Below are 13,821 nucleotides of genomic sequence, written 5' to 3' on the forward strand. Positions count from 1 at the left end.
TTATTTCATTGAGCAATGATCGTGGTTTGAATTTTTATGATTATAAGATGATGATTTTTTATGGTGTAAATTTAATTCTCTGATTTCTTTACCACTCATTTTATCGGTTAATTCCATCATATCTTTTTGAACTATAGCTTTTCTTTGTTGTCTTTCTTTTGGTGAAAGTTTTGAAATGTTTTCGTGAAGATTGGTTTGAAATTTACTATGAAAATTTATAGCATCTTTGTATTTCATTTCATTCATTCTTTTTTTAGCTTCAATGATCAAATCTGCTTGATCTTCGCTTTTAACACTTTTTGCTAAATTTAAAATTTCTTCATCGCTTTTTTTAGAAAAATCAGCTCCAAATGCTAAGCTTATAGATAAAGAACTAGCTAATAATAATCCTACAAATTTTTTCATTTTTTCTCCTTTTTTAAAAAAATTTAGCAAATTATAATTGTCAAAAATAAAGCGAATATGAAATTTATTTGCACTCAAAAATAACTTTGGCTTTTAATTCTTGTTTTTCATTTTGCATTATAGGTAAAACTAAATTATCATAAGCTACATCCGCACTCATTAATCTTGCTTGGTTTGTATCAAAATTGATATTTTTTATAGAACATATTTTAGATAAGGTTTTAGAATAATAATCATTTTTTTCATAGGCTTTTTTAAGAGCTAAATCGTATAATTTTTCTTTATTTTCATCTAAAGTTTTTTCATCAAAACTAGCTTGCAAGGCTTGATTTTGCAAAATTATTAAAGGATTATTAGCAACAATATTTTCTAAATCTTTGCTAAGAATTTCATAATCTTTGATTTTTTCTTTAGAGATACTGCATGTAAAATTAGAGTATAAATTATAACCATTTATCTTTTTTTCTTCTTGATTGTAAGTGTAATTTGGCTCTAGGTTATAGCTTCCACCTTTGCAAAAATTTTCTTTAGCTATACGGGCACTAAGTTCTTTAAAAGTATTTGCAATGAGAGTTTTATTTTCTTGATTAATAGAGCTTTTTTGGCTTAATTCATTGCTTGAACTAAAGGTTAAATTTGCTCTATAAATATTAGGCACGATTTCATCATACACTTTGATATCTCTTGTAAATTGTAAAGTATTGAAATTTTGATTTTTCAAGCCTAAAAATTCAGTATTAAATACCACTCCTAATATAAAAAGCACCAAGCATAGCAGCCCAAGACCAAGTCCTTTAAAAAAACTTTTCATTTTGTATCCTTAAAATTTAAAAATTATTTTATATTTTAACACAAAGCTTTTTGTATAATACTTTAAAAATTTAGAAAATAAATTACACATGGAACAAATTCATCAAAGCATTTTAAAATGGTATGAAAATAATGGAAGAAAAGCTCTTCCATGGAGAACTTTGCATGAAAAATTTAAAATTCATGCTAGCAAAGAGCATTTAGATAAATTAAAAAATATCCACCCTGCTTATGGAGTATATATAAGCGAGATAATGCTTCAGCAAACTCAGGTTAAAAGTGTTTTGCAAAATTATTATTTTCAATTTTTAAATCAATTTGATTCTTTAGTAAAACTAGCTAATGCAAGTGAAGATGAGGTTTTAAAAGTTTGGCAAGGTTTAGGGTATTATACAAGGGCTAGAAATTTACACAAAAGTGCAAAAATTTGTGTTAAAGAATTTAATTCTATGTTGCCTAGCAATGTGCAAGATTTACAAAAACTTCCCGGGATTGGCGCATATAGTGCTGGAGCGATTGCTTGTTTTGGTTTTTTGCAAAATGAAGCTTTTGTGGATGCAAATATCAAAAGGGTATTGAGTAGATTTTATAAGCTAGAAAATGCTTCTTTAAAGCTTTTGTTTCAAAAGGCTAAAGAATTTTTAAATCATTCTAATTCTTTTGAGCATAATCAAGCTTTACTAGACATAGGAGCATTAGTGTGTTTGCCAAAGAATGCAAAATGTCAAATATGCCCTTTGTTTGAATTTTGTGGGGCAAAATTTGATTATGAAAAATACACTATAAAGAAAAAAATAGCTTATGAAAATTTGGATTTATCTTTATATGTGGTATTGAAGAACAATCAATTTATCCTTCAAAAAAGCAAACAAAAGCTGTATTTTAATATGTATAATTTTTTAGAGCTTAAAAATCACAAAAATGCTATTTATATAGGCAAATTCAAGCATTCTTATACTAAATACAAAATCACAGCAAAGGTGTTTTTTGTGCAAGATGATTCTTTTGAAATTAAAGATGAAGAACTTTTTACTTATGAACAATTGTCTAATTTAGCATTGTCAAAATTAGCTTTAAAAACTTTAGAAATTTATAAAAAGTATATACATGCGCTTTGAAAAAATTTATATAGAATTAAGTGATGTTTGTGGTTTAAAATGTGATTTTTGTCCAAGCAAAAAAGGGCAAAGAAAAAGCATGGAGCTTGAAAAATTTGAACATATATGCAAAAGTGTGCAAGGTATGGCGAAATTATATACTTTTCATGTTTTAGGTGATCCTTTAATGCACAAGAATTTACAGGCTTATTTAGATATTGCTTTAAAATATAAAATGCAAATAGAGCTTACTACGAGTGGATTTTATTTTGATGATAAAAACATTAATATGCTTTTAAATACAAAAAATATCCATCAAATAAATATTTCTTTAGGTGCATTTTTAGCTCAAAATAAAATAAGCCTTGATAGGTATTTTGAGAATATTTTAAAATTAATTTTTTTACACCAACAAGAACAAAAATCATTTTTTATCAACTTAAGACTTTGGAATTTAGACAAAAACTTTCAAGCACCTATGCAAAATCATATCATTTATGAGTTTTTACAAAAGTATTTTGGGGTAAAAATTCAAACTCGTAAGGAAAAAAATCGTTTAGCAAGATATATCATTTTGCACCAAGCAAGGCTTTTTAAATGGCCATCTTTAAAAGATAAAATCATTAGAGCTAATGGAACTTGCTATGCACTAAATAAACAAATTGCTATTTTAAGTGATGGAAATTTGGTGCCGTGTTGTTTAGATGTTAAAGCAGATATTAAACTTGGAAATTGTTTTGAGCAAGATTTTAAAACATTACTTCATTCTTCTTTGTATTTAGATTTAAAAGAAAATTTTAAACAAGGCATTTTAAAAGCTGAACTTTGCAAAAGATGTTCATTTTTACAAACTAAAAATTTTGACTAGATTGTTTTTGAAAAGAATTGGAATTTTTAGATATATCATCGACAATTTTTTTTGCTATGTTTTTAAAAGCTCTTTGTTTGCTAAGTGTGCTTGTAGAAGTCATAGTGAAATTTAATTGATTAGAAAGTTTTACTTGCTGATTTTTGCAATCTATTAATTCATAATTAATATCAACTTCATAAATTTGCATAGAATCTTCACTTTGTGTATTTGTGATTTTAGGAGTGAGTATAAGCAAAAAATCAGCTTCTAAATCAGCATAAAGTTTTATTAATTCTATATTTTTATTGTCTTTTTTTAAAATATCTTCTTCATTTTCGTAACTTTCTACATCAGTTCTATCGATAATTTTAAATTTTTTCTCTTGTAATAATAAATTTAAAAATTCTTGCTCAAATTTGATAGATAAAATATCTTTTTGAGTGTTAATCACAATGATAGATTCATTTTTAATAAAACTAGTCTCAATGTCTAATTTTTTATAAACTAGCACTTTGGCATAAAATTGTGAAGGATTAACTCGGGTTAATTCTTGAATTTCATAGCTATTAAAATTTCCATTGCTACTTGAATTTATGTCTTGATTATAACCAATGTCAAAATTTTCATCAAAATAAAATTCAAAATTATGAAGTTTTGAAAAGCCTTTGTTTTCTAGTGCTTGATCTATGGCATTTTTTATCGCTTCATCTTCTGTTAAGCCATATGCTTGGCCATTTATTTGTGTAGAATTTGTATCTTTGGCATAAGAAAAATACAATAAACTCAATACCATAAAAATAATTTTAATCATTTTTTATACTTTCTATTTTATTTTGCAATTTATATTATGCATAATATAAATTATTTTTTGCTTTAAATTTAAAATTAAGTTATAATTTCATTTTTTAGAGAGGTGTCCGAGCGGTCGAAGGAGCACGCCTGGAACGCGTGTGTAGGGAAACTTACCGAGGGTTCAAATCCCTTCCTCTCTGCCACTAAATGCTTTTATTGTATTGATTTCCTAAAGAATTATCTGTAGTGCTTTGAGTGTAAGCTTTGATGGCTTTTGGATCTGAATTTTTGTTAGACTCTTCTTTGTTTTCTTCGTTTTTTTCTTTTAATTCTTGTGCTTTTAATTTAGCTTGCTCCATACGAGCATCATTTTGCATTTGCATTGCATTTGCTGCAACTTTATAATCTTGTGGGCTAGGATCAGTAGGTGCCATTGCTGCAGCTATGACTTGCATTGCATTAGCTATAGTTTCTTCAGGAGTATTGCCTTTTTGCATTCTAATTGGCACTTCACCTTCGACTGCATACATCCTATTATCAGGTCCTCTAGTATAACCATAGCTAGCAGCTCCTGCTAAGGCTCCACCTGCTGCTTGGTGAGCTGCTTCATGGGCTCTTACTTCTCTATCAATTTTTTCAAGTTCTCTTACTTGTCTAACTTGTTCTTCGGTTAAATCTTTACCATTAACTTTTTGAGTATTTTCTTTCTCTTCTTCTTTTTTTTCTTTGTCTTTTGTTTGAGTGTTTTCTTGTGATTTTTCGGTTGAAAATTCAAAATCTTTATTTTCTTCTTTATCTTTGTGGTAATTTTGTTGAAAGTAAAAGGAGTTATTATAGTTAGAACTAACTTGCATAGAAAACTTTCTTAAAATTTTAATTTATATTTTTAGCACAAAAAATATAAAAATATCATAAAAGCGTATAAAAAATTTTTATTAAATGTTAAGCAAAATAAAGTATAATTTTACCTTATTTTAACTTCAAAAAGTCAGGGTAGCTCAGCTGGTTAGAGCGCTGGTCTCATAAGCCGGAGGTCGGGAGTTCAAGTCTCCCCCTTGACACCATACTACTTAAATTAAATATTTCTTGCATTATAAAATAAATCAATTGCTATAGTAAAAATTTAAATTGTAAGTTTATAAATAAAGATATAAAAAATAATTAGAAGTTAAACCACTTTTCAAAAAATGAAAAGTGGTTTGTAGTTTATATCATTCCTACAGCTAAAAATCCTAAAGAAACAGCTATAGCAATGGCTAATACACCTGGTAAAAAGAAAGAGTGGTTAAAAATAAATTTTCCAATTCTTGTTGTGCCTGTGTCATCCATTTGAACTGCACCTAATAAAGTAGGGTAAGTTGGAAGAACAAATAATGCTGAAACAGCAGCAAAGCAAGCAACTAACATATAAGAATCGCTTGGATTGGTAACAGAAATTCCTAATGCAGTAACAATAACTGGAGTAATGGCTTTTGCAGTAGCTGCTTGAGAATATAAAAGCATACTAGCAAAGAAAAATGCAACAGCAAGCATAGCTGGAGTTTGTTTAACCCATTCACCTGCTACATCTTTAATAGCTGCTTCATGTCCTGAAACAAAAGTATTTCCAAGCCAAGCAACACCAAATACACACACAAGCTGTCATTCCTGATTTAAATACACTTGTATCTAAAATTTTAGCTGGTTCAACTTTACAAAAGAATGTAATCAAAGTCGCAGCAGTCAATAAAAAGCTCATAATCGCAGCATCTCTTGGGATAACAACTGGATCAATCCATTTGATATTATTTGAAATTGCTGTAGCATAAAGAACAACACATAATACTGTGATTAAAAATATTGCTACTGAAAGTTTTGCTCCTGGTTTGTCTTCGCTATGTAAAACATCTGAAGCACTTTTTACAAGACCTGCTTGTAAGCGTTCTTGATATACTAAATCTTTGCTAAGATCCATAGGAGTGATTAAGCTTACTATGAAAGCTGTAGCCATACAAGCAACAAAAGTTGTAACAATCCAAATTCCAAGTAAAACAGGATAGCTCCATCCAAGTGGCTCTAAAACACCTGTCATATACACTACCGCAGCACTAACTGGAGAAGCTGTAATACCAATTTGTGAAGCAACTACCATTAATGAAAGTGGTGATGAAGGTTTGATATTTTGCGATTTTGCAACATCAATTACTACCGGCATTAATGAAAATACTGCATTACCTGTTCCTGCTAATAAAGTTAGCAACCAACCACAAGTTGGAGCAAGATAATTAATAAATTTTGGATGTTTGCGTAGAATTTTTTCGGTAACTTTTACCATATAATCTAAACCACCAGCTTGCTGCATAGCCGAAATTGCAGCAATAGCTGCAGCAATAATCAAGATAACATCCCAAGGAATATTACCTGGTTTCATACCTAAAACAAGTCCTAAAATAACCACACCCAATCCGCCAGCATAGCCTATTGCTATGCCACCTAAGCGGATACCTATAAAAATTGCACCTAAAAAGACTACAATTTGTAGTATCAGTGAAATATCCATTGTAAAATTTCTCCTTTTTGTTTGGTTTTTATAATTTTGGATTTAGCATATTTTCTGGGGTTAAAATTTTATCAATTTCTTCTTTTGATAAATATCCTCTTTCTAAACAGATATCACCGACTTTTTTACCTGTTGTTAAAGCTTCTTTTGCAATAGAAGCTGATTTTTCATAACCGATATAAGGATTTAAAGCAGTTACCAAACTTACCGAGTTAAACATAGTTTCTTTGCATTGTTCAGGATTTGCTGTTAAGTGCTTGATAGCTTTATTAGCTAAAGTAAGCATAGCATTTTCTAGTAAAACTAAAGAATTAAATAATGCATAAGCAATGCCTGGTTCAAATGCGTTAAGTTCAAATTCTCCTCTTTCTGAGCATAAAGTAATGGTAACATCATTACCTATAACTTCATAGCAAGCTTCTCCTACAACTTCAGGGATAACAGGATTTACTTTACCTGGCATGATTGAGCTTCCTGGTTGCATTTGTGGTAGATTAATTTCGCCTAATCCACATCTAGGTCCTGAATTCATTAATCTTAAATCGTTTGCGATTTTAGAAAGTCTAACTGCAGCTGTTTTTAAAGCACCACTTACATGAACAAAATCAGCAGTATCTTGAGTAGCAGCTATAAAATCTTCAGCTGGTTTAAAAGTAGTTCCTGTGATAGCACTTAAGTGTTTTTCAACTACATTTTTATAATCAGGATGGCAGCAAATTCCTGTTCCAATAGCTGTTGCACCTAAATTTAAATAAGTCATTGACTCTCTTGCTTTTGTGATTTTTTCTATATCGCTTTTTAAATAACTAACAAAAGCATTGAAGGTATTGCCCAAAGTAGTTGGCACAGCATCTTCAAGTTCGGTTCTTCCTATTTTTAGAATGTCTTTATATTCTTTTGCTTTGATTTCTAATTCTTTTTTTAGAACTTCCATAGCTTCTAATAAATCGCCTATTTTAGCATGAACTGCTACTTTGATAGAGCTTGGATAAGCATCGTTTGTTGATTGACCAAAATTTGTATTATCGTTTGGATGAAGATATTGGTATTCTCCTTTTTTGTGACCCATCATTTCAAGGGCAACATTAGTAATTACCTCATTAACATTCATATTAGTGCTAGTACCTGCACCACCTTGAACCATATCAACAACAAACTGATCTAAAAATTCACCTGCAATAATACGATCGCAAGCTTTTACTATATAATCAGCTCTATCAGCTGGAACTGTTCCTAGCTCTTTGTTTGCTAAAGCTGCAGCTTTTTTAACTTGAGCAAAAGCTTTTACAAAAAATGGATATTCTTTTAAAACTCTTCCACTCATTTTGAAATTTTCCAAAGCTCTGAAAGTTTGCACTCCATAATAAACTTCGTCAGAAATTTCTAACTCCCCGATAAAATCGTGTTCTTTTCTTGTTCCCATGACATTCTCCTTGTGGGATTATTTAAGTTTTATTTATAAACTTGGGGGTATTATATAATAAAATGTTATAAAAGTCGCATAAATTTTTATAATTTTTAATAAAAATCTTCTAAAAAATTATGGATAAAAGGACAATATTACTCCATTTTTTATCAATTAATTTTTATCGCTTTAATAAATTTAAAAATTAATAAAAAATAAACAATAATATATCTTCAATATATTGATTTTACTAAGTAATCATTGCGTATAGAAAATATTTGAAAGTTTTATATTTTTCTTTTGTAATTGTAAATACAAATTATTTTTGCACAAACCTAAACCAATACTATAAATTAAAAATAGATGGTGTATGTTTAAAAACATATATAGTTTAAAAGTAGTTAGTAAATTTAACCAAACCCATCTTGAATAATTATTTATTTATAGAGTTAATAAGCTATCAATTTTGATGTTTTAATCATTTAATTTTTTACTTATATTAAAATCAACAACACTACTAATATAATAAACCTATAATATTATAGGTTTTAATTATAGATTTTATAAGTTTTATAAGTTTTAGTTTTAAAAAACCTCTTAAGCTTATATTTTAAGTCTATATATTATCTATATAGACTTAAATTATTGTTTTATTATTTTGTAGTATATCAAAGCTTTATTTTATTAAAACTTCTTTTTCCTAGCATCTTCTAAGATATCATTAGCAATTTGATTAACATTTTCAGATATTGCAGCACTATCTTTAGCTATTTTAAGATTTTCTTGAGTTACATGATCAATTTGAGCTACAGCATCATTAATTTGAGTAATACCTGTAGTTTGTTCTTTAATACTTTCACCCATTTCATTAATAGATTGAACTAAGATATTAGTATTAGCTTCTATTTCACCTAAAGACTTTTGAGTTCTTTCAGCTAGGTTTCTAACTTCATCAGCAACAACAGCAAATCCACGACCATGTTCTCCAGCACGTGCTGCTTCAATTGCAGCATTTAATGCTAATAGATTGATTTGATCAGCAATATCTCCAATAATAGAAGTAACATTTTTAATCTCTTCACTTTGAGCAATTACTTCACTAGTTTTAGAAGAAACATTTTGCATAGAAGAAGTAATCTCTTCTAAAGCAGCAGCTGTTTCTTCTAAAGAAGAAGCTTGAGAAGATGAAGAATCAGTTAAGTCTTTTACTGCACTTTGTAATTTACCACTTTCAGTAGCAAGTAAATTAGCAAATTCAGAAGATTGTCTTAACATTTGTATGATTTCTTGTCCTAATACATTAGTAGTAATTTCTACTTCACCTTTAGCATCTTTTACTTCTGTAGTAAAGTCTAATGCTTTATAGCTATCAAATACACGGTTGATTTCATTCATATTAGAACCAACCTTTTCTTCTAATACACTAAGCATATTATTTAATACGTTTTTTAATTCTACTAATTGAGGACTAGCAGGAATTGCTGTAATTCTTGCTGTTAGATTACCATGTTCTATTTCTTTAGCTGTTTCAACCGATTGTTCTACTGCTTTAGCATCTTGTTCTAAAGCATTTTTAGTTTTAGTGATGTTTTCGTTGATAGCTTTAGCTATAGCTCCAAATTCGTCATTGGTTTTAACATCTATTAGATTAGAATCTTTGGTTTTATGATTGATAAAGTCAAAGAATGAGTTAAGACCTGATTGGATAACAAAAATTGGACCAAGTAGATAAGATGCGAAAATTTTAACTAAGATTAGTGCAGCAATTAATGCAATAGAGCCAATAATAAGTTGAGTTTTAAGTGCTAAATCGCTAGCTTTTGTATAGGTATCATTTTCCACCATAGCGCAAATATTGATATTTGGATTTGGTGTTCTATCGCATAATACAGCTTGTACAACACCATTATCATCTTTTGCATAAAATAAAGTGTCGATATTTTCAGGATCTAAAAGACCAGGATCATCAGTAATAGCTTTGGCTATGTTTTGCCCTAAAACTGTTTTGGTTAGTATAAGTTTTGGATCTTGATGAAACATAGTTGTTCCATCTTGAGAATATACTGCAACAAATGAATTTTCTGTTTTGCCTACTTCTAAAGCATCTGCTGAATATTGTTCCAAACCATAAATACCAGCAACAACTCCTTTAAATTTTCCATCTATAATTAATGGTGTTGAGTATGCTATACCTTCTACGCCTAAAGTGGTTGATTTATAAGGTCCGCTAGTAAATAAGTCCATATTTTTCTTTGCACCTATATACCATGATCTACTTCTACCATCAAAACCACTGCTTAAAGTTCTTTTAACTCCTCTACTATCATATGTAACGCCATCTTCTGTTACTAGAAATACTATTTCAAAACCAACAAATTCTTGAGTTAGTTTTAATGCACTAAAAATTTCTTTTTCATCATCTAAAATGTGATTTTCTATTGCAAAATTAGCCAAATATTTTATAGCTGATTGATTGTCTGCTTCATAAGTGTTAAAGATATAACCAACATCAAATAAGACTTTATTGTGATTTTCTCTTAAATATTCAAAACTACTTTGTTTTGATTGAAAATATGCTACAGTGCTTATAATAATGATTGTGATAAAAAATAAAATTCCAACTAATATATTTACTTTTGAAACAATACTTTTTATTTTCATATTTTAACATCCTTTTAAAAATGAAATTTAGTATTTTTATTTGTTTGTATAATTAATCAGTAAAACATCAGTAAAGAACAGATGTTTTACTATAATCAAAGCTTTAGCTTACACTAAAACTTCTTCTTCCTAGCATCTTCTAAGATATCATTAGCAATTTGATTAACATTTTCAGATATTGCAGCACTATCTTTAGCTATTTTAAGATTTTCTTGAGTTACATGATCAATTTGAGCTACAGCATCATTAATTTGAGTAATACCTGTAGTTTGTTCTTTAATACTTTCACCCATTTCATTAATAGATTGAACTAAGATATTAGTATTAGCTTCTATTTCACCTAAAGACTTTTGAGTTCTTTCAGCTAGGTTTCTAACTTCATCAGCAACAACAGCAAATCCACGACCATGTTCTCCAGCACGTGCTGCTTCAATTGCAGCATTTAATGCTAATAGATTGATTTGATCAGCAATATCTCCAATAATAGAAGTAACATTTTTAATCTCTTCACTTTGAGCAATTACTTCACTAGTTTTAGAAGAAACATTTTGCATAGAAGAAGTAATCTCTTCTAAAGCAGCAGCTGTTTCTTCTAAAGAAGAAGCTTGAGAAGATGAAGAATCAGTTAAGTCTTTTACTGCACTTTGTAATTTACCACTTTCAGTAGCAAGTAAATTAGCAAATTCAGAAGATTGTCTTAACATTTGTATGATTTCTTGTCCTAATACATTAGTAGTAATTTCTACTTCACCTTTAGCATCTTTTACTTCTGTAGTAAAGTCTAATGCTTTATAGCTATCAAATACACGGTTGATTTCATTCATATTAGAACCAACCTTTTCTTCTAATACACTAAGCATATTATTTAATACGTTTTTTAATTCTACTAATTGAGGACTAGCAGGAATTGCTGTAATTCTTGCTGTTAGATTACCATGTTCTATTTCTTTAGCTGTTTCAACCGATTGTTCTACTGCTTTAGCATCTTGTTCTAAAGCATTTTTAGTTTTAGTGATGTTTTCATTGATAGCTTTAGCTATAGCTCCAAATTCGTCATTGGTTTTAACATCTATTAGATTAGAATCTTTGGTTTTATGATTGATAAAGTCAAAGAATGAGTTAAGACCTGATTGGATTTTTTGGAGTGGGGAGAGGTAATAAGATATGATGAAGTAAAGTAAGATGATGCTAATTGTTATTATGACAATAACTGTTATACTTTGTATAGTTGCAATATCATAAACAGCTTCTTCTATTTTATCTAAAGATTCAGAAAGGCATATAGTATAAGCATCTTCTGTGGTACACATAGCAAATCTTTCACCACCTTGAATTCTTGTGTAATGGAAAGGTTGAAAATCTCCAGTACTAGAAAATCCTTTTAATACATTTGGAATATTTGCATTATTTCCTAAAAAAGCTTTATTTGCGGAAGCAAATACATAATTTGATTTATCAAAAACAAAAGATGTCCCTGGTAATCGTTCTATTTTATTTTGAAGATCTGTTACTAAGATGTCAACCCCTAAAACTCCTATAAATTTTTCATCTTTATACAAGGGTGCAGAATAAGTAAAACAAGGAAGATTGGTAGCTACATCAATATAAATATCTGAAATAAAAATCCCCATTTTTTCTTTAGCACCCTTATACCAACCTCTAGTTGTTGCGTCATATTTGTCGGCCTTACCAAATATATAAGCATTAAGCGCCTTTTCATCACTTCTTGGATCACTGGTGATAAGTTCTCCATTTGGAGCACCTATATAAACTGCTAAAAATCCACTTGCATCTCTGAAAGCTTTAAATTCAGCACCTAAACTTTTTACCATATTCGTTTCATTTTCAAGATCAGAATAGGGATGATTTAAAACAATTTTTGATAATTTTTGTATAGAATCTGAGGTATTTTGTCTAAAATCTGCCATTAAATTCTTTGTTGACTTTAAATAATTTGTTTCAGCCTCTGTAATTTCTTCAAGTAGTGCATTTTTGACAAAAAAGAAAGTCGTTACTCCTAAAATTAATAAACAAATTGCTGCAATAAAATTTGCAATTAAAGATATTTTAATTTTGATACCCATTTAAAACTCCAATATATTTTTTTAAGATTAAAATAATAATTAACAATTTCTTATTTTTTTCTTATTTTTTTTGCTTTTTCCCAAAGTCTTTTTCCTAATTCTTTTGCATCAACTCTATCAAGTTTTTTATATTTATTACTAGCTATTTTTTCAAGTTCATTAAGTTCTTTTGCTAAAAGATTTAGCTTACTTTGAGCAAATTTACTAAAGTCGTCAATTTTTGGATTTTGTTTTAATTCGTTTATTTTTATTAAAATTTGTTCTCTATTTTCTTGTATAAGGCGTTTAAATTTAGCAAATAAGGTGTCAAATTTGTTATGAAGTAAATCTTTTAATATATCTTTAACAGGATTATCTATAGATAAAATTATATTCTTTAATAATTGTATAAAATCGCGTTCTATGTCTATAAGCTCTTTTTCTTTTTGTTTTAAATCTTGCTCTAAAACACAATAAGCAAAATTAGCCTTAAATTTATCCACAGCTAAAGAAATTCCCTCTTGTGTTCCATAAATAACTCCTATACATAAATCATAAGCAAAGGCTTTGGACTCATTGGCAAGTTCAAACGCAGCAATCAAAACAACTTTTGAGATATTGAGGATTCTTTTAGTTTCAAAATCACCTTCACATATGGCATTAAATACTAAATTTTTAGCTATTTCGCAGCTTGTAAGCTCTACATCTTCGCCTTTTTCTAGTGTCGTTATAAAAGCATTTTCTGCTGTTTCTTTTAAAAGTCCTAAAATTTCTATATCATAAAGCATTGCATCATTAATGCTAATGTGAAAATGATTTAAATTTAAATTTTCTAAAGCTTTTTCTAAATCAACAAAATTTTCACAAATCTTGCTTTTTATAGAATCTTTTTGTTCTTCTATTTTGATTTTTAATTTCCCAAGTTCATTTAGATAGTTAAAAAATGTCTTTTTATCATCTTCTACTCTTGCTTGAGTGATAGCTTGTATGAGTTTACTTATATTTTCTTCATTAGCAAGATCTAGTTTTTGTAAAATACTGATAAAATTTGCTAGCAATGTTTCATTGCTTATATGCTCTGTGGAAATTTTTTTATAGCTTAGATTAAAAGCTAATTCGCTAATTAGTTCGGGTATATTTTCTTTTTGTGCTGCTAAAATAGAATTTTCAAAAATTAATGATAAATTTTTCATTTTAAT

At 28.7% G+C, this 13,821-nt stretch carries 10 protein-coding genes, 2 tRNA genes and 2 pseudogenes; 4 read left to right on the plus strand and 10 right to left on the minus strand.

The window, feature by feature from the left end; genetic code table 11:
* Positions 1-405 (minus strand): DUF1104 domain-containing protein, encoded by a 405-nt coding sequence (locus CVOLT_RS00630; protein ID WP_132038067.1) that lies wholly within the window; start codon positions 403-405, stop codon positions 1-3.
* A 64-nt stretch (positions 406-469) separates the two neighbouring features.
* On the minus strand, positions 470-1,216 hold the full coding sequence (locus CVOLT_RS00635) for an SIMPL domain-containing protein (RefSeq protein WP_039664980.1): 747 nt from the start codon (positions 1,214-1,216) through the stop codon (positions 470-472).
* 88 nt (positions 1,217-1,304) lie between these two features.
* Here CVOLT_RS00635 and mutY point away from each other — a divergent pair, with 88 nt between their 5' ends.
* Both mutY and CVOLT_RS00645 read left to right on the plus strand, forming a co-directional pair.
* Complete coding sequence (mutY, locus tag CVOLT_RS00640; RefSeq protein ID WP_039664981.1) at positions 1,305-2,333, plus strand: A/G-specific adenine glycosylase; 1,029 nt, start codon at positions 1,305-1,307, stop codon at positions 2,331-2,333.
* Positions 2,323-3,180, plus strand: a complete 858-nt coding sequence (locus CVOLT_RS00645; RefSeq protein ID WP_039664982.1) for a radical SAM/SPASM domain-containing protein — start codon at positions 2,323-2,325, stop codon at positions 3,178-3,180. The genes mutY and CVOLT_RS00645 overlap by 11 nt, the downstream gene beginning before the upstream one ends.
* On the opposite strand, the gene CVOLT_RS00650 is transcribed toward CVOLT_RS00645, so the two are convergent.
* Entirely contained in the window at positions 3,164-3,973 is an 810-nt protein-coding gene (locus tag CVOLT_RS00650) for a hypothetical protein (protein ID WP_039664983.1), read from the minus strand. The two genes, CVOLT_RS00645 and CVOLT_RS00650, sit on opposite strands and share 17 nt — an antisense overlap.
* Positions 3,974-4,069: 96 nt before the next feature.
* Between CVOLT_RS00650 and CVOLT_RS00655 the strand changes: the two genes are divergently transcribed.
* Positions 4,070-4,157: transfer RNA gene (locus tag CVOLT_RS00655), tRNA-Ser, on the plus strand.
* Here CVOLT_RS00655 and CVOLT_RS00660 read toward each other — a convergent pair.
* Positions 4,158-4,808 (minus strand): putative metalloprotease CJM1_0395 family protein, encoded by a 651-nt coding sequence (locus tag CVOLT_RS00660; RefSeq protein WP_039664984.1) that lies wholly within the window; start codon positions 4,806-4,808, stop codon positions 4,158-4,160.
* A gap of 133 nt (positions 4,809-4,941) precedes the next feature.
* Here CVOLT_RS00660 and CVOLT_RS00665 point away from each other — a divergent pair.
* Positions 4,942-5,018 (plus strand) — tRNA-Met (locus CVOLT_RS00665).
* 142 nt (positions 5,019-5,160) lie between these two features.
* On the opposite strand, the pseudogene CVOLT_RS00670 reads toward CVOLT_RS00665, so the two are convergent.
* The 6 genes and pseudogenes from CVOLT_RS00670 to CVOLT_RS00690 all read right to left on the minus strand — a co-directional run bounded on the left by CVOLT_RS00670 (position 5,161) and on the right by CVOLT_RS00690 (position 13,815).
* A pseudogene (locus CVOLT_RS00670) lies at positions 5,161-6,493 on the minus strand (anaerobic C4-dicarboxylate transporter).
* A 28-nt stretch (positions 6,494-6,521) separates the two neighbouring features.
* Positions 6,522-7,916 (minus strand): aspartate ammonia-lyase, encoded by a 1,395-nt coding sequence (locus CVOLT_RS00675; protein ID WP_039664986.1) that lies wholly within the window; start codon positions 7,914-7,916, stop codon positions 6,522-6,524.
* Between the two features lie 666 nt (positions 7,917-8,582).
* Complete coding sequence (locus tag CVOLT_RS00680) at positions 8,583-10,559, minus strand: methyl-accepting chemotaxis protein (protein WP_132038064.1); 1,977 nt, start codon at positions 10,557-10,559, stop codon at positions 8,583-8,585.
* Positions 10,560-10,672: 113 nt separating this feature from the next.
* Positions 10,673-11,869, minus strand: coding sequence for a methyl-accepting chemotaxis protein (locus CVOLT_RS08185; RefSeq protein ID WP_417903407.1), 1,197 nt, complete (start codon positions 11,867-11,869; stop codon positions 10,673-10,675).
* Positions 11,870-12,064: 195 nt separating this feature from the next.
* Positions 12,065-12,643: pseudogene (locus CVOLT_RS08190) on the minus strand (cache domain-containing protein); the annotation flags it as partial.
* A 50-nt stretch (positions 12,644-12,693) separates the two neighbouring features.
* On the minus strand, positions 12,694-13,815 hold the full coding sequence (locus tag CVOLT_RS00690) for a hypothetical protein (protein WP_039664988.1): 1,122 nt from the start codon (positions 13,813-13,815) through the stop codon (positions 12,694-12,696).
* Positions 13,816-13,821: the final 6 nt, after the last annotated feature.

This window comes from Campylobacter volucris (assembly GCF_008245045.1).
Classification (GTDB): Bacteria; Campylobacterota; Campylobacteria; order Campylobacterales; family Campylobacteraceae; genus Campylobacter_D; species Campylobacter_D volucris.